The following is a 16,964-nucleotide window of genomic DNA, read 5'->3' as shown; positions in this document are numbered from 1 at the left end:
TGGGGGCTGCCTTGGCCAGGCGGTCCTCGAATTTGCGTAGTTCTTCTTCCACCCGGTCGGCGATGGCCTCAGGCCGTACCGTGGTGCCGGTCTCGGCCTCGATGGTGGTGGTGCCGGCATCGGTGATGCCGCAGGCGATGATTTGGGAGTAGGGGGACAGATCGTTGCTGCAGTTCAGGGCGAAGCCGTGCATGGTCACACGCTTCTTCACCCGGATGCCGATGGCGGCGATCTTGCGGTCCGGGCCCTTGGCGTCGGCCTCGATCCAGACGCCGGCCCGGCCTTCGATCCGGGTGGCTGTGATGCCGTAGTCGGCCAGAACGTTGATCAGCACCTGTTCGAGGATGTCCACGTAGTCGGCAACGCGGGTGGGGTCCGGCAGCGCGACAATCGGATAGCCGACGAGCTGGCCCGGTCCGTGCCACGTCAACTTGCCACCGCGGTCCACATCGACGACGGGTGTGCCGTCCAGCGGACGTTCGTGGTCCTCGGTCCGCTTGCCGGCCGTGTAGACCGACGCGTGTTCGAGCAGCAGGACCGTGCTGGGTGCCATGCCGGCCACCACGTCCTCGTGGATGCGGCGCTGCAGGGCCCATGCCTCCTCATAGTCGACGTAATCGGGGGCAAATCCAACCCGGGAAAACTCAAGAGTCATGCGCCAAGCCTACGCCTCGGCATCCCGCCGTCTCCATTCGAGCCGGCGAATGTGTACAACCGCACTCTTCCGCCGGCCTGTGGATAACTTCTGCGCCGCGGCCGCAGCCGGTGTAGAACAAAGGTCCATGAACACCGAACAGTCCTGGTCCCGGTCCGCGGGTGCACCGGATGGCCCGGAACCGCCGCGTCCTGTGGTCGAAGGCCTGCAGATCGTGCGCTGGCTGGGCAGTGGAGCGACGGCGTCGGTCTGGCTGGCGGTGGCCGCCGACGGCACGGAGTACGCCCTGAAGGTCTTTCCGCCCGCTCCAGCTGCGGCCAGTCTGGATGGGTCCAGCACGGGTGCGGCCGATGCCGGCAGCCCGGCCCGGGAACTGGGGCTGCTGGCAGGCGTCGAGCACGAGCATCTGGTGCGGGCCTACCGCCGCGTGGCCACCAGTCTGGGTCCGGGCCTGCTGCTGACCTTTGCGGCCGGCGGCTCGCTGGCCGCCCTGCTGGCGGCCCGCGGTCCGCTTTCGGCCGGTGAGGCGGTCACGGTCCTGACGCCGCTGGGGCAGGTGCTGGCCTTCCTGCACGGCCAAGGCGTCATCCACGGGGATCTCGCGCCGGGCAACGTGCTCTTCACCGCTGCGGGCAAGCCGTTGCTGGCAGACCTGGGCGGCGCCTGGGTGGCCGGCACGGCGCCGGCCGGTCAGGCCGCCACGCCCGGGTTCGGGCCGCCCGCGGCCGAATCCTCCGGACCGGAGACGGACGTCTACGCGCTGTCCGCGTTGGGCTGGTTCGCGCTGACCGGACGGGTCCCGGCGGCGGCCGAGGCCAGGCCGCCGCTGAACCTATTGAGTCCTGCGGTGCCGGCCGAACTGGTCCAACTGCTGGAGGAAGGACTGGACGAGGATCCGGTCCGGCGCCCGTCCGCCGCGGACTTTGCCCGGCGGGCCTACCAGGCCGCTGCCGCCGAGCCGCTGGACCTGGCTGCGGCGGTCCATCCCAGCGTGGTGCCGCAGCTGCTGACCCGGCGGCCGCCGCCCCGGCGGCAGGCTCGGACCGGGCGCCGGGTACGGGCCGGGACCGCCCGGCCGGGATTCCTGCGGCGGCTGGATCCGGCCCGGCTGCTGCTGGCCGGTACGGCCCTGACCGCCGCGCTTGGACTCGTCATCGCCTTGGCGGGGATGCTGGCCGGCCCGCCGGTTCCGCAGGGCAGGGCTGCCGCGGTGGCTCCGGCGGCTGCCGCCTCCGCCCCAGCGGCTCCGCCCACCCAGCGGCCGGTGCCGGGACGGATCACGGCTGCGCTCGGTTCCGGGGATCCGATGGCGGCGCTGCCTGGTCTGGCCTGGCTGCGCACCGAAGCCCTGCGGACCCGCAACCCGGCGCTGCTTGCGGACGTCAACGCACACGGTTCTGCCGCCATGGCAGCGGACCGGAAGATTATCGGCACCCTGCGGGAGCAGGACCACTGGTTCGCCGGCCTGGAGGCCACCGTGGCGGAACCGGAGCTGGCGGCGGAAGCCGGCGCCGAGGCCGTTGTGTCGGCTGTGGTGACCACCTCCGGGTTCCGGCAGTACAGCCGGACGGCGGGCCTCGTCCGCGAGGTGGCCGGCGCGAAGACGCAGCGGCTGCGGTTCCGGCTGGAGCAGGAGGGTGGACGGTGGCGGATCAGCGAAATCCTGGCGCCGGAGGGTTGAGCGGCCGGATGAGCAGCCGGAGGTCAGTGGAGTTGCTGCGCCACCCAGCGGGCCATCTCCCGCACCGTGGGTTGGCCGAATGCGAACCCGGCCTCCTCCAGCCGCCGCGGCAGCATCCGGTCGCTGACCAGGACCATGTTCGTCGCCAGATCGCCCAGCACGGCCTTCAGCAGCTGCTCCGGCACGCGGAACCGGGCCGGTTTGCCCAGTTCCTCGGCCAGCGCCGCAATCAGGTCCCCGGCCGTCGCCGGTTCCGGGGCGCACAGGTTGACCGGGCCGGACAGGTCGGATTCCAGCAGGAACGCCAGCGCCGCGGCTTCATCCTCCAGCGTGATCCATGGCCACCACTGCTTGCCGCTGCCCAGCGGGCCGCCGACGCCGAGCCGGAGCGGGACCAGCAGCCGCGGCAGGGCACCGGCACGCGGAGTCATGACTATCCCGGTGCGGGTGATGATGGTCCGGCAGGGAGCACCAAGGGCCGCCTGCTCCCATTTCCGGCAGACGTCCGCCATGAAGATGTCTCCAGTGGAGGACTCTTCGGTGAGCAATTCATCGCCGCGGTTGCCGTAGTACGCGGAACCGGACTGGCTGACAAAGACGCCGGGCGGCTGTTCGGCGGCGGCAATGGCTGTGGCCAGCGTCCGCGTGCTCGCGATCCGGGAGGAGGCCAGGTTCTCCTTGAAGGACCGGGTCCATGGCCGCAGTCTCAATGCGGAGCCGGAGAGGTTGACCACAGCGTCCTGGCCGCTCACCGCCTGCGGGTCCAGGATGCCGGCCGCCGGGTCCCAGGCATACTCGCCGGCGGCCCGTGCCGGACGCCGGACCAGCCGGGCGACGTCGTGGCCGCGGGAGCGCAGCAGTTGGGACAAGGCGCTGCCGATCAGCCCGGAGGCGCCGGCGATGAGGATCTTCATGGCACCATCCCACCATGCAACGCGCAGCGAGGGAACAGAGGCCGTCGACTGCCGGGGCGTGGCTAAGATCGATCCATGACCTTTTCGAGCTACTTCCGCTATCCGCATTTGCATGAGGACCTGCTCACGTTTGTTGCCGAGGACGACGTCTGGGTGGCGCCGCTGGCCGGCGGCCGGGCCTGGCGGATTTCCTCGCTGCAACTGCCGGTACGAAATCCGAGGTTCTCCCCGGACGGGCGGAACCTGGTTTGGAGCGTGGTGCAAGGCAGTGCTCCCGAAGCCGTGACGGCGGCCGTCGACGGCGGCGGTTTCCGCAGGCTGACGTACTTCGGCCACCCGTCCACGCGGGTGAAAGGATTTACCCCGGCCGGCGAGGTGATGGTCACCAGCGCGTTCCAGCGTGAGGAATCCCGCCACACCTGGGCGCATGCGGTCCCGCTGGACGGTTCACCGGCCCGCGTGCTGCCGTTCGGTCCGGTGGATACGATCGCCTTCGGCCCGACCGTGGGGGACGAGCGCCCGGTGGCCATCGGCAGCGTGTTCTCCCGCGAACCGGCCTGGTGGAAACGCTACCGGGGCGGAACTGCGGGCAAGCTGTGGCTGGACCGGGACGGCTCGGGGGATTTCGAGCGGCTGGTCCCGGAGCTGGCCGGAAACCTCACCGATCCGATGTGGATCGACGGGCGGATCGGCTTCCTGAGCGACCACGAAGGCTACGGAAACCTCTACTCGGTGGCCCCGGACGGCAGCGGCCTGCGCCGCCATTCGGACCATGAGGACTTCTACGTCCGCCATGCTGCCAGCGACGGCCGCCGTGTGGTCTTCGAGTCGGCCGGTCAGCTGTGGCTGCTCGAGGACCTCGACGCCGAGCCTCGGCCGCTGGAGCTCACCCTCGGTTCGGCCTCCACGGCCCGGCGGCCGGCGCCGCTGAACGCCGCCCGGCACCTGGCCGCGGCGGTCCCGAATGACGATGGCACCGCCTCCGTCGTCGAAACCCATGGCACCGTGCATTGGCTGACCCATCGGGACGGGCCCTCCCGCTCGGTGGAATCCACCCCCGGCGTGCGGGCACGGCTGGCCAGGCCGCTGGGGGCGGACAAGGTCGTTTACGTTGCGGACCACGGCGGCGAGGAAGCGCTGTATATCCGCAATGTCTTCGACGCGCTCGGCTGGCTGCCAGCCGCCCCGGGCCCGACCCGGCCTGCAATCGAACCGGCCGGCGACGGCGGCCTGCCGCGGCCGGTGTCCGCGACCGCCGTCGTGGCGGCCGACGGCGTGCCGGCCCGTCCCGTAGCGAAGGCCGCCGGTCAGGAACCTGCCGCCGACAGCACCGGGGACGCGCGGGAAGCCGAGCCGTCCGGCACCGCCCCGCTGCGGCGGGTGGACTTTCCCGCCGCCACCCGCGCCAGCGCGATCTGCCCCAGCCCGGATGGCACGTTCGCCGCCGTCGCCACCGAGTTCGGCCAGGTTTTCGTCGTGGCCGCCGGGACCGGCAAGCTGACCCAAATCGCTGCCACGGACCACGGAGCCATCGAGGAGCTGGCAGTCTCCCCGGATTCGCGCTGGGTGCTGTGGGCCGAACCTGTCACCACCGAGGGGACCCGCACCCGGCTGCGCCTGGCTCCGGTGTCGGGCGGGAACGGTGCCGTGGACCTGACGGACGGCCGCTTCCGCGACCATGGTCCGGCCTTCACCCCGGACGGGAAGTTCGTTGCCTTCCTGTCCGACCGCAGCTTCGACCCGGTCTATGACACGCACCGTTTCGATCTGAGCTTCCCGCAGTCCACCAAGCCGTTCCTGGTGGCGCTGGCGGCCGGCACGCCGTCGCCGTTCGGCCCGGCCGTGCACGGCACGGCACCGGCCGCGGCCAGTGGCACGGCCATTGGCGCGGGCGACGGCGGGGACGCCGGCGGTGCGGCGCCGGACGTCGTCGTGGACGCTGAGCGGATCGTCGAGCGGATCATCCCGGTTCCCGTCCCGCAGGGCCGCTACAGCCGGCTCCGGGCGGTGGACGGGGCGCTGCTGTGGCTGGCGGCAGACACGGCCGGGGTCACCGGCGAAGGCCGTGCCAGTGCCGAGGATCCGGCCCAGCCGTTCCGACTGGAGCGGTTCGACCTCACCCGTCGCGAGGTGTCCATCCTGGTGCCCGCGCTGACCTCCTACGAGGTGTCCGGGGACGGCAAGCGCCTGGTCCATATCAACAAGCAGCAGATGCGTTCCATCCCTGTCGGCGGAAAGGCCGAGGACGATTCGCCCGACAGCGTCGCGGTGGACCTGGGCCGGATCCGGGTGATGCTGGATCCGCTGAAGGTCTGGGAACAGGCTTTCGACGAAACCTGGCGCCTGCAGCGGGACTTCTACTGGGATCCGGACATGGCCGGGCTGGACTGGGAAGGCGTCCGCCGGCGGTACCGGCCGCTGGTGCAGCGGCTGGGCTCGCACGACGATCTGGTGGACCTGCTTTGGGAAGTGCACGGGGAGCTGGGCACGTCCCACGCCTACGTCACGCCGTCCGCCGACGTCGAGCCGGGTGCCGGCAGGCAGGGGCTGCTGGGCGCGGACCTGGAACGCACTGCGGAAGGCTGGGCGGTGCGGAAGATCCTGCCCGGGGAGTCTTCGGATCCGCTGGCCCGTTCGCCGCTGGCCGCGCCGGGCGCTGCGGTGCGCGCCGGGGACATCATCGCCGCCGTCGACGGGCTGCCGGTGGATCCGGCCGCAGGTCCCGGGCCGCTGCTGGTCGGCGCCGCCGGCCGGACCGTGGAGCTGACCATCATCAACGGGCCGGGCGAGCAACAGGGCCTGCAGCGCCGGATCGCGGTGGTGCCGATCGCCGATGAAGAGCGGCTGCGCTACCAGAACTGGGTCGCGGTCAACCGCCGGGCGGTGCGCACCGCGTCCGAGGACAGGTTCGGCTACCTGCATATTCCGGACATGGTCGCCCGGGGCTGGTCCCAGCTGCACCGGGACCTGGACGTCGAAACCACCAAGGACGCGCTCATCGTCGACGTCCGGCGCAACCGTGGCGGCCACACCTCGCAGCTGGTCGCGGAGCTGATCGGCCGGAAGGTCACCGCCTGGAACCTGGCCCGCGGCGAACAGCCCGGAACGTACCCGGCCCACGCACCGCGCGGGCCCATCGTCGTCCTGACGGACGAATATGCCGGCTCCGACGGGGACATTATCACCCAGGTCTGCAAGCTGCGCGGGATCGGGCCGGTGATCGGCGTGCGCACCTGGGGAGGCGTGGTCGGTATCGACAACAAGTTCAAGCTGGCGGACGGAACATCGGTGACGCAGCCCCGGTATGCCTTCTGGTTTACCCGGGGGATCGGCTGGTCCGTGGAGAACTACGGCGTGGAGCCGGACATCGAGGTGCCCTTTCCGCCCCACGCCTACGCAGCCGGTGCGGACCCCCAGCTGGAGCACGGCGTCGGCATCCTGAAGGAAATGCTCCAGGAGCTGCCTACGGACCGTCCGCCGCGGCTGGCCGGCCATCCCTCGCTGCGGCCGGCACCTTTGCCGGAGCGGCCGCAGGCGTCCGGCCTGCAGCGGACCGGGCAGGCCGGAGCATAACCGAAGGTTAAACGGCAGCTGCCGGGGCCCGCGGGACGGGCCCCGGCAGCTGCCGCACTCTTAAGCCGTGCAGGCCGTCAGCTGTTCAGCGTGGCCTGCAGGGTGATGCTCGGGACCGAGGCCAGGGCCTGGGAAACCGGGCAGCCCTTCTTGGCATCCTCGGCCAGGCGCTGGAAGTCCTCCTCGCCGATACCGGGGACCGAAGCGTTGACGTTGAGCCGGATCTCGGTAATGCCCTGGCCCGGCACGAAGTCCACCTCGGCGCGGGTCTCGATGGTGTCCGCGACGTGGCCGGCATCCTTGAGCATGTTGCTGAAGGCCATGGAGTAGCAGGCCGAATGCGCGGCGCCGATCAGTTCCTCGGGGCTGGTCTTGCCCTCGGCCTGCTCCGCGCGGGCCTTCCAAGTCACGTCGTAGGTACCGAGGCCGGAGGTGTCCAGTGTGGTCTGGCCGCTGCCGGTGAACAGGTCGCCCTTCCAGACGGTGTGGGCCGAGCGTGTGGTGGCCATGCGTACTCCTTTGGTGCAGGGAATGTGATGGTTGCGGGTACCCGGCGGTGCCGGGGCCTCCGGGTTCATCCTAGGCGGGCTCCGGCGTGCTGGCCACCGGACGCCCAGCGGCCGGCCTCCCTGGCGGGAAGCCGGCCGCTGGGTTCCCGGAGGATTAGTGCCAGAGGGTGGCGACGGCAACGTTGATCAGCGCCATGCCGCCGACGGCGTGGGCCAGCCCGGTGCTGACCGGCTCGCCCTTCTTCTGCTTTCGGTAGCCGATGAAGGCGGCGATGAACACGATCAGGGCGATGATCAGCTTGACGGCGATCTTGATGTTGTTGACCTGGCCCAGATCGCCCATCTCGATAATCCCGACCAGCAGCAGGCCCGTCACCAGCTGGACCCAGGCGCCGTGGAACTGCCAAGGACTCACACTGGGCTTGCGGAAGTTGGCGAACCACACGCCGACGATGGCGGCCACGCCGAGGATGTGGAAGAAAAGAAGCACGTACCGAAAGAATTCCATACGCTTGATCCTATCGACTCGGCCCCGCCGTCCCGGGCCGTCCCGACGGGAGCACGGGTAACTTTTCTACAACACGTAGTAGTGTTTCGGCCGGAAACAGCAACGGCGGGCGGGCACCCGAGGTGTCCGCCCGCCGCCGTACCCGCGGCCGGTCAGAGGCCGAGGTCCGCCTCGAAGGCGCCTTCTTCCAGCCGTGCCTTCAGCGTCTGCAGGAAGCGTCCGGCATCCGCACCATCGACCAGACGGTGGTCGTAGGTCAGCGACAGGTAGACCATCGAGCGGATGGCGATCGTGTCGTCGCCGTCCTCGTTGGTGACCACCACGGGCCGCTTGACGATGGCGCCGGTGCCCAGGATGCCCACCTGCGGCTGGTTGATGATCGGAGTGTCGAACAGGGCGCCGACGCTGCCGATGTTGGTGATGCTGAACGTGCCGCCCGAGAGCTCGTCCGGGGCGATCTTGTTGCTGCGCGTGCGCGCGGCGACGTCCGCGATCCGGGCGGCGAGGCCAGCCAGGTTCAGGTTGCCGGCATCGCTGATCACCGGGACCAGCAGGCCCTTGTCGGTGTCCACCGCAATCGCCAGGTGCTCGGCGTTGTGGTACGTGATTTCTTGCGTGGACTCGTCGTAGGACGCGTTCAGCTTCGGGTGCTGCTTCAGCGCCTCGGCCACGGCCTTGGCAAAGAAGGGCAGGAAGGTCAGCTTGACGCCGTTCTGGGCCAGGAACTTGTCCTTGGCGGCCGTCCGCAGCTTGGCGACCCGGGTCATGTCCACCTCGATGACCTGGGTCAGCTGGGTGGAGATGTCCAGGGACTCGCGCATGCGGCGGGCGATAACCTGGCGGATGCGCGAGGCCTTCTCCACGGTGCCGCGCTTGCCGTGCTCCACCACGGCGGGGGCACCGGCCGACGGCGCTGCGGCGGGGGCCGCCGCAGCGGTTGCCTTGGCCGCGGCGTCCAGGACGTCCTGCTTGCGGATGCGTCCGCCGACGCCGGTGCCGGCCAGCGTGGCCAGATCGACGCCGTGCTGGTTGGCCAGCTTGCGCACCAGTGGGGTGACGTAGCCGGCTTCGGCCGACTCGGCCGGTGCGGCGGCGGAAGAGGCGGCAGCCACGGGGGCTGCGGCCGGAGCCGGAGCCGGGGCTGCGGGTGCCGGTGCGGCGGCCGGGGCCGGTGCCGCGGCCGGCTGCTGCACAGGTGCTTCGCGCTCTTCCGACGGCGCGGCGGCTACCGGTTCGGCCTGTGCCGGTGCGGCGGGGGCGGTGGGGGCCGCCGCCGGTGCGGCACCGGAGCCGACCACGGCCAGGACGGAGCCGACCTCGGCCGTCTCGTCTTCCTGGACACGGATCTCCAGCACGGTGCCGGCAACGGGGGACGGGATCTCGGTATCGACCTTGTCCGTGGAGACCTCCAGCAGGGGCTCGTCCACGGCAACTTCCTCCCCGACCTGCTTCAGCCAGCGGGTGACGGTGCCTTCGGTGACGCTCTCGCCCAGGGCCGGCAGGGTGACCTCGGTGCCTTGGGCTGCGCGTGCCTGCGGGGCCGGTGCGGCCGGAGCCTCTGCGGCGGGCGCTGCGGCCGCCGGGGCCGCCGGGGCTTCCTCGGCCGGGGCCGGTGCAGTGGGGGCCGCCTCTGCGGCGGGGGCAGCCTGCGGGGCCGGTGCGGCGCTGTCACCGGTGCCGATCCGGACCAGCGGGGCTCCGACGTCGGCAGTCTCGTCCTCCGCGACCAGGATTTCCTCGATCACGCCGGCAACCGGGGACGGGATTTCCGTGTCGACCTTGTCGGTCGATACCTCCAGCAGCGGTTCGTCTACTGCCACCCGGTCACCGACCTGCTTCAGCCAGCGGGTAACGGTACCTTCGGTGACGCTCTCACCGAGGGCGGGCAAGTTCACGGTTTCAGACATTTCGTCCCCGTTCTCCTTTTCGTGTGTTCTCCAAGCAGCGCGCGGCTGCGGAATCTTTTGGGCCTGTTGCGCCCGGCCCGGGACGGGACGGGCGCAACAGGCGGGGATCGGATGCTAGCCGTGCAGCGGGCGGCCGGCGAGGGCCATGGCGGCCTCGCCGAGGGCTTCGTTCTGCGTCGGGTGCGCGTGGATCAGGGCGGCGACGTCTTCCGGGTAGGCTTCCCAGCTGACGATCAGCTGCGCCTCGCCGATCTGCTCGCCGATGCGGCCGCCGATCATGTGCATGCCGACGATGGGGCCGTCCTTCTGGCGGACCATCTTGATGATGCCGCTGGTGCCCAGAATCGAGCTCTTGCCGTTGCCGGCCAGATTGTACTCGGCGGTCTCCACGTTTTCCTTGCCGAACTTCTCCTCGGCCTGGGGCTGGTTCAGGCCCACCGAGGCGATCTCGGGCTCGCAGTAGGTAACCTTGGGGATGTTGATGTCTTCGATCACCTTCGGGTTCTGGCCGGCGATTTCGTCGGCGACGAAGATGCCCTGCTGGAAGCCGCGGTGCGCCAGCTGCACGCCCGGGACGATGTCGCCCACGGCGTAGATGTTGCCCACGCCGGTGTGGCAGCGCTCGTTGGTGATGACGAAGCCGCGGTCGACGGTGACGCCGGCTTCCTCGAAGCCCAGCCCGGCGGTGACCGGGCCGCGGCCCACGGCCACCAGCAGCAGGTCGGCCTCGAAGGTCTTGCCGTCGGCCAGGGTGACGACGACGCCGGAGTCGGACTGCTCGACCTTCTGGAAGAAGACGCCGGTGTTGAACTTGATGCCGCGCTTCTTGAAGGCACGCTCGAGGTTCTTGATGATGGCCGGGTCCTCGTTCGGAACCAGCGAGGGCAGGCCCTCGACGATGGTCACGTCCACGCCGAAGGACTTCCAAACGGAGGCGAACTCGACGCCGATGACGCCGCCGCCGAGGATGATGGCGCTCTTGGGCAGCTCGGTCATCTCCAGTGCGGCATCGGAGGTGATGACCCGGCCGCCGATTTCCAGACCCGGCAGCGTCTTGGAGTAGGAGCCGGTGGCCAGGATGATGTTCTTGCCCTTGTAAGCGGTGCCGTTGACCTCGATGGTGTCCTGGCCGACCAGCTTGCCTTCACCCTCGATGACGGTGATGCCCTTGGCTTTGATCAGGCCGGACAGGCCCTTGAACTTTCCGGCGACGATGCCGTCCTTGTAGGCCTTGACCGCATTCATGTCGATCGAGTCCAGCGTGACGTTGACACCGTATTTGGCGGAGTCACGCGCGTGGTCGGCCAGTTCGGCCGAGTGCAGCAGTGCCTTGGTGGGAATACAGCCGTTGTGCAGGCAGGTGCCGCCCAGCTTGCCCTTCTCGACCAGGCCCACGGTAAAGCCCAGCTGCACGGCACGCAGGGCTGCAGCGTATCCACCGCTGCCGCCGCCGAGTACCAGGATGTCGAATTCTTGCGCAGTTGCCGAATCGGCCACTTGGACGCTCCCTCGCGTAATCAGGACGTGCCTCTCGCACGCCGCCTGTTGGGCAGAAGAGATCTTCTGGTGCTAACTGATCACCTTAGCCCCACCCTTCCACCATCATCCACTTGGTTAAGGCCCCTCGGGAGCGGATGTGCCCGGTTTCACGCTGCCGGCGGACTGCCGCGGAGCCGGGTGGCTCCCGGGCCCCACGCCTGCACCTGCGGCGGGGACGGGCGGGCGCACCTAGCGGGCCCGGGCGGCCACGTCCTCGGCATAGGCCAGCAGCGTCCGGACCGCCATGCCGGTGCCGTCCTTGGGGGTGTAGCCGTAGGCCTGGCCCTCGTTGAAGGCCGGTCCGGCAATGTCCAGATGGGCCCAGGGAATCCGTTCGCCGCGGACTTCGCCCACGAACTCGCGCAGGAACACGGCGGCGGTCATCATGCCGCCGAACTTTTCGCCCATGTTGGCCAGATCCGCCACCTGGGAGTCCAGGCTCGGGCGCAGCTCCTCCGGCAGCGGCATCGGCCAGAACAGTTCGCCGGCGCGGTCCGCGGCGGCCTTGACCGCATCCCGCACGCCGTCGTCGCCCATCACCGCGCCCATCCGGCTGCCCAAGGCCACCATCTGGGCGCCGGTCAAGGTGGCGACGTCAATCAGCACGTCCGGTGCCTCTTCGCTGGCCGCGGCCAGACCGTCGGCCATCACGAGCCGGCCCTCGGCGTCGGTGTTGAGCACCTCCACGGTTTTGCCGCCGTAGACGGTCAGCACATCGGAGGGGCGCTGGGCCGTGCCGGAGGGCATGTTCTCGGCCAGGCACAGCCAGCCGGTGGCCTTGACCGGCAGGCCTAGTTCGGCGATCGCCAGGATCGTGTTCAGCACGACGGCGGCGCCGGCCATGTCGGACTTCATGGTGACCATGCCGGTCGGCGGCTTCAGCGACAGGCCGCCTGAATCGAAGGTGATGCCCTTGCCGACGAAGGCGAGCTTGGCCTTGGGCCGGGTGGGGGAGTACTCGAGCTTGACCAGCCGCGGCGGCCGGGTGGATCCCTTGCCGACGCCGACCAGGCCGCCGTAGCCGTCGGCTGCCAGGCGCTTTTCGTCCAGCACCGTGAGCTTGACCGGCAGGCTGCCGGCCAGTTCCTTCGCAGCCTCCGCGAAGGACTCCGGATACAGATGGCTGGGCGGACGGTTGACCAGCGTACGGGTGGCATTGACGGCCCGTCCGATCAGCCGGGCCCGGTCCAGGGCGGCCGGCAGGGACTTTTCCGCCGCCGCCGGGGTCAGGACGGTGACTTCCGCGACCACGGGGCGGTCCTTGGCGCCGGGGCGGCTGCGGTGTTCGGTGTAGGCGTAGGCGCCCAGGGCCGCGCCTTCGGCCACGGCGGCCGCCGCATCGACGGTGGCCGCCGGCAGGGCCAGGGTGACCTTGCCGAGTCCGGCCAGCTGGCGCACGGCCGAGCCGGCGGCGCGGCGCAGGTCTTCCGCAGCGGCGGACCCGTTGGCGGCGGCCTTGCCCAGTCCGGTGAGGACCAACACGTCGGCATTCATCTCGGGCAGACCCGGGAGCCGGCGTACTTCATCGCGGGCGCCGGTGATGCCCAGGGCGCCGAGCGAGTCGTTCAGCGCCTTGGCGGAGCCGGCCGCCAGCGGACTGTCGAGCAGGACAGGTCCGTTGGCTCCCTCCGCGACACCGACGACCAGCGCATCCGACCGGACCTTCCTGTCCTTGGCAGCGGCGCTGATTTTGAGCTCAGGGGTTATGGCCACGCAGATCTGTCCTCACTTCGTTCCGTCCGGGGCGGCAGCCGTCCGATACATACCCCGGCAACAGCCGTCCAATAATTACCGCGGCAACAGCCGTCCAATAATGTTGTCTACAGTAGTGCCGACGAAGATGCTTCGGAATTATTTCGGACCCCCGGGCGCTATGCGGGAACAGAAATCGTCATCGCGGCCGGCGAGCGCCCGGATCCAGGGTCCGGGCCGTCCCGGCTGCCGGAATGGAGAAAGTGATGCTGGACCCCCTATCGCTGGTCAGTACCAACCCGGAGCTCATCGACGCGGACGAGCTGCGCGGCCTGGACATGATCATGGGGTTCACCGGCGTCGCCGAGGCCGGCCATGTGGTGTCGCAGATCCGCAGCGAGCTGCTGGACCAGCTGGACGCGGACCGGGTGGCACGCTTCGACACGGACCAGCTGGTCGACTACCGCGGCAACCGACCGCGGATCGCTTTCGCCGGGGACCATTTCGGGGACTACCAGGCCCCGGAGATCGACTTGTACCGGCTCCGGGACGGCCTGGGCAGGCCCTTCCTGCTGTTGACCGGAGTGGAGCCGGACTACCAGTGGGAGCGGTTCTGCCGTGCGGTGCTGCGCCTGGTGGAGCGGCTGGACGTGCGCCTGGTGGCCTGGACACAGTCCCTGCCGCTGCCGGTGCCGCATACCCGCCCGATCGGTGTCACCGCGCACGGCAACCGGCGTGACCTGATCGAGGGGATCACCACCTGGCAGCCGACGGCGGAACTGCAGGCAGCCATCGCGCCCCTGCTCGAACTGCGGCTGGCGGAGGCCGGACGCGACGTCGTCGGCTATTCGATGCACGTGCCGCACTACCTGGCGGACTCGGTGTACCCGCAGGCGGCCGTGGCGGCGCTGGAATACCTTGGCGCGGCGATGTCGCTGGTGCTGCCCACCGACCGGCTGCGCGAAGCCGGCCGCGACGTCGGCGTCCAGATTGCCGAACAGGTCAGGGATTCGGCGGAAGTGGCCCGGATCGTGGGCAAGCTGGAACAGCGCTACGACGAGCATGCGGAGACGACCTCCCGCCGTTCCCTGCTGACCAAGGAAAACGACCAACTGCCGGACGCGGACGAGATCAGCGCTGCCGTCGAGGCTTTCCTGGCCGCCCAGCCGCTGCATCCGGAAGACGGGCCCGGAACCTAGCCCGATCCGGCCGTTTTCCGTTCGGCGGCCACCGCTGCCGATAATGGAGCCTATGGATACGCGGCGCGCATGGTGGATTTGGGGAATCGCAGTCTTCGCGTACCTGGTGGCCATCACGCAGCGGACCTCCTTCGGTGTGGCCGGTCTGGCAGCCACCGAGCGGTTCGATGCCTCCGCCGCCGCGCTGTCGGCCTTCACCGTGGTCCAGCTGCTGGTCTATGCCGGCCTGCAGATTCCCGTGGGCGTGCTCGTTGACCGGTTCGGATCGCGCTTCATGATTACCGGCGGGGCGGTGCTGATGTGCCTGGGCCAGGCGCAGCTGGCTTTCGCCGCCTCGGTGCCCGAAGGCCTCGTCGGGCGTCTGCTCGTCGGGGCAGGCGATGCGATGACCTTCGTCTCCGTCATGCGCCTGCTGCCCACCTGGTTCCGGCCGCTGCGGATTCCGCTGCTGACGCAGCTGACGGGCATCTTCGGGATGCTGGGCCAGATCCTCAGTGCGGTGCCGTTCGTCGCGGTGCTGCACCTGAAGGGCTGGACGAGCGCCTTCCTTTCCGCCGCCGCCCTGTCCATACTGGCGGCGGTGCTGGCCGGGATCGTCATCCGGGATGTTCCCGCCGGTGTTGTCCGGCCGGTGCCGCCGACGCTGCGGCAGACCGGCCAGTCCCTTTCGGGAGCCTGGCAGCAGGCCGGCACCCGGCTGGGGCTGTGGTCCCACTTCACCGTCCAGTTCGCGGGCAATGTCTTCGTCCTGGCCTGGGGGTATCCGTTCCTGGCCTCGGCTCAGGGCCTGGACCCGGCCATGGCCTCGGCGCTGATGACGCTCTTTGTACTGGTGGCGCTGGTGTGCGGGCCGTTCGTGGGTACCTTCGTCTCGCGCCATCCGATGCGCCGGTCCAGCATGGTGCTGCTCATTACTGCCGCCACGGCCGCGGTGTGGCTGGCCGTGATCCTGTATCCGGGCCGGGCTCCGCTGTGGCTGCTGGTGGTACTGGTGATGGTGCTCGCGGTCGGCGGTCCGGGCTCGATGATCGCCTTCGACTTCGCGCGCACCTTCAATCCGGTCAGCCGGGTGGGCACGGCCACCGGCATCGTCAACGTCGGTGGTTTCGTTTCCGCACTGCTGGTGATGTTCGGGATCGGCGTGATCCTGGACGCGCTCAAATCCAGCGGTTTCTCGGGCGGAAACCTGTATGACCTGCAGGCTTTCAAGCTGGCCCTGTGCCTGCAGTTCATCTTCCTCGCCGGCGGTGCCGTGGCGCTGCTGGCCACACGGCGGCAGGTCCGGGACGAGATGGCCGTGCAGGGTGTGGTCGTGCAGCCGCTGTGGCGGGCCGTGCTGCAGCGCAGGCGCACTGCACGGGTGGAACCCGGCACCGGGCCGCACAGCCATACCAATGATGCGGGGGACCAGGCCGGACGCGGCTGACTGGTCCTCCACAGCCGGATGCGGGACCGGAACAGTGCACAGCAAGGCCCGGCGGCCTGTCCCGGCCCGGTGGCCGCGGCCAGACTCGGTGCATGGACACCACACCGCTTGAGCCGGCCCCCGCTCCGCCACCGGTCCCGTTCAAGGCCAGGCAGGCCCGGGACATCCTCGGCTACGTGCCCCATGCCCTGGGCTTTGTCCCGGAGGAAAGCGCAGTGCTGCTCTCGCTGAGCGGCCGGCAGCTTGGCGCCACCCTCCGCCTGGACCTGCCGCAGTGCCGGGACGCCGCCGGGCTTGCCGCATTCGCGGACGCCGCGGTCGGCTACCTGCGCAGGCACCGGGCCGCGGATGCATCATTGCTGGTGATCTACACGGCGCACGGTTGGGACAGCAGGCCTCCGGCCTACGCGGCCCTGGCCCGCCCGCTGTGCGCGGCACTGGCCGCTGCCGGCCTTCCGGTCCGGGACGGCTGGGTGGTGGGGCGGCGGCACTGGCGCGGGCTGTACTGCACCGACCCTGCGTGCTGCCCGGACCCGGGCCATAGCATCGAGCGGATCGCCGACAGCGTGCTCAATGCCGAGCTGGTCTATCGCGGCAGCAAGGTGGCCGCCTCTCCGGAGGCGGCGCTCTGCCTGCCGGAGCCGGCACCGGGCTGGGACGTGGACCGGCTGCGGGCTGCGGCGGCGAGGTTTGGCGGGGCTTTTTCCCGATGCTGGACGCATCCTGAAACCTTCCGGCGGACCTTGTCCTGTTGGGAAGGAGCCATCACCGGCCCCGGCCTGCCGGGCCAGGAGCTGGCGGCCTTCCTGCTGGCCAGCCTGGGCTGCACCTCCGTCCGCGATGCACTGGTGGCACAGATCTGCTTGGGGCAGGATGCGGCCTACGGCGGCGCCCTCAGCTGCGGCCTGCTCACGGCGCCCGGACCCGGCGGGGACTTTCCCGGCGAGGCGCCGTCCGGGCTGCCGCCGTGGGAGCCGGCCCGGTCCCGGCAGGCCTATGGCCGGGACTTTGCCCGGATCCTGTCCGGCGGCAGCGCCTCGCCCCCGGACTGGCCCCGGGTGGATACGGCGGCCAGGTTGCTCGGCACCCTCTACGCCGCCGCCGAGGACTCGCCACGGGCCGCCTGTGGAACCGTGCTCGCCTGGCTCGAGTGGGCACGGGCACGCGGATCGAGGGCGCAGTCGATGATCAACGCCGTGCTGGCCGAATCCGCCGGCTACCGGCTCGCCGTGCTGGTCGAGGGCCTGCTGGCCACCGGAATCCTGCCCGAATGGTCCTTCGATCCGGCCACGGCCTGGCCGGGCACCGGCCCGCGGGCGGCCTGATGCTGCCGGCCGTGTCGGGCGGGAGCCTCCGGCGGC

The 16,964-nt window shown here is 70.2% G+C and carries 12 protein-coding genes; 5 read left to right on the top strand and 7 right to left on the bottom strand.

The genetic code is table 11. The annotated features are described in order from the left end of the window. Nucleotides 1–655, bottom strand: a 655-nt coding sequence (gene lipB / locus LVY72_RS20165; RefSeq protein WP_237825856.1) for a lipoyl(octanoyl) transferase LipB, incomplete at its 3' end; no start/stop codon positions are given. A 127-nt stretch (nucleotides 656–782) separates the two neighbouring features. Here lipB and LVY72_RS20160 point away from each other — a divergent pair. Further along, nucleotides 783–2,336 carry a protein kinase domain-containing protein gene (locus tag LVY72_RS20160; protein ID WP_237825855.1) on the top strand — a complete coding sequence of 518 codons (1,554 nt, stop codon included), beginning with the start codon at nucleotides 783–785 and terminating at the stop codon, nucleotides 2,334–2,336. A gap of 23 nt (nucleotides 2,337–2,359) precedes the next feature. Here LVY72_RS20160 and LVY72_RS20155 read toward each other — a convergent pair whose 3' ends face one another. Then, complete coding sequence (locus LVY72_RS20155; protein WP_237825852.1) at nucleotides 2,360–3,250, bottom strand: TIGR01777 family oxidoreductase; 891 nt, start codon at nucleotides 3,248–3,250, stop codon at nucleotides 2,360–2,362. A 75-nt stretch (nucleotides 3,251–3,325) separates the two neighbouring features. Between LVY72_RS20155 and LVY72_RS20150 the strand changes: the two genes are divergently transcribed. Next, entirely contained in the window at nucleotides 3,326–6,823 is a 3,498-nt protein-coding gene (locus LVY72_RS20150) for a S41 family peptidase (protein ID WP_237825850.1), read from the top strand. Between the two features lie 77 nt (nucleotides 6,824–6,900). Here LVY72_RS20150 and LVY72_RS20145 read toward each other — a convergent pair whose 3' ends face one another. The 5 genes from LVY72_RS20145 to LVY72_RS20125 form a co-directional block, all read right to left on the bottom strand. Continuing rightward, nucleotides 6,901–7,332, bottom strand: coding sequence for an OsmC family protein (locus LVY72_RS20145; protein WP_237825842.1), 432 nt, complete (start codon nucleotides 7,330–7,332; stop codon nucleotides 6,901–6,903). 154 nt (nucleotides 7,333–7,486) lie between these two features. Beyond that, the gene (locus LVY72_RS20140; protein WP_237825840.1) at nucleotides 7,487–7,840 is read right to left on the bottom strand and encodes a hypothetical protein; all 354 of its coding nucleotides are present in this window, start codon (nucleotides 7,838–7,840) and stop codon (nucleotides 7,487–7,489) included. Nucleotides 7,841–7,992: 152 nt separating this feature from the next. Continuing rightward, a complete protein-coding gene (gene sucB, locus LVY72_RS20135) occupies nucleotides 7,993–9,747 on the bottom strand; it encodes a 2-oxoglutarate dehydrogenase, E2 component, dihydrolipoamide succinyltransferase (RefSeq protein WP_237825838.1) in 1,755 nt (584 codons plus the stop codon). A 114-nt stretch (nucleotides 9,748–9,861) separates the two neighbouring features. Continuing rightward, entirely contained in the window at nucleotides 9,862–11,244 is a 1,383-nt protein-coding gene (gene lpdA / locus LVY72_RS20130; RefSeq protein ID WP_237825836.1) for a dihydrolipoyl dehydrogenase, read from the bottom strand. 231 nt (nucleotides 11,245–11,475) lie between these two features. Next, entirely contained in the window at nucleotides 11,476–12,999 is a 1,524-nt protein-coding gene (locus LVY72_RS20125) for a leucyl aminopeptidase (protein WP_237825834.1), read from the bottom strand. Between the two features lie 245 nt (nucleotides 13,000–13,244). Between LVY72_RS20125 and LVY72_RS20120 the strand changes: the two genes are divergently transcribed. The 3 genes from LVY72_RS20120 (at nucleotide 13,245) to LVY72_RS20110 (ending at nucleotide 16,928) form a co-directional block, all read left to right on the top strand. Next, nucleotides 13,245–14,177 (top strand): proteasome assembly chaperone family protein, encoded by a 933-nt coding sequence (locus LVY72_RS20120; protein ID WP_237825832.1) that lies wholly within the window; start codon nucleotides 13,245–13,247, stop codon nucleotides 14,175–14,177. A 52-nt stretch (nucleotides 14,178–14,229) separates the two neighbouring features. Continuing rightward, complete coding sequence (locus LVY72_RS20115; RefSeq protein ID WP_237825831.1) at nucleotides 14,230–15,603, top strand: MFS transporter; 1,374 nt, start codon at nucleotides 14,230–14,232, stop codon at nucleotides 15,601–15,603. A 92-nt stretch (nucleotides 15,604–15,695) separates the two neighbouring features. Then, nucleotides 15,696–16,928 (top strand): DUF4192 family protein, encoded by a 1,233-nt coding sequence (locus LVY72_RS20110; RefSeq protein ID WP_237825830.1) that lies wholly within the window; start codon nucleotides 15,696–15,698, stop codon nucleotides 16,926–16,928. The last annotated feature ends 36 nt before the right edge of the window (nucleotides 16,929–16,964 follow it).

Source organism: Arthrobacter hankyongi (genome assembly GCF_022012395.1).
GTDB classification, from domain to species: domain Bacteria; phylum Actinomycetota; class Actinomycetes; order Actinomycetales; family Micrococcaceae; genus Crystallibacter; species Crystallibacter hankyongi.
This window is presented reverse-complemented; position numbering and strand designations above follow the sequence as displayed.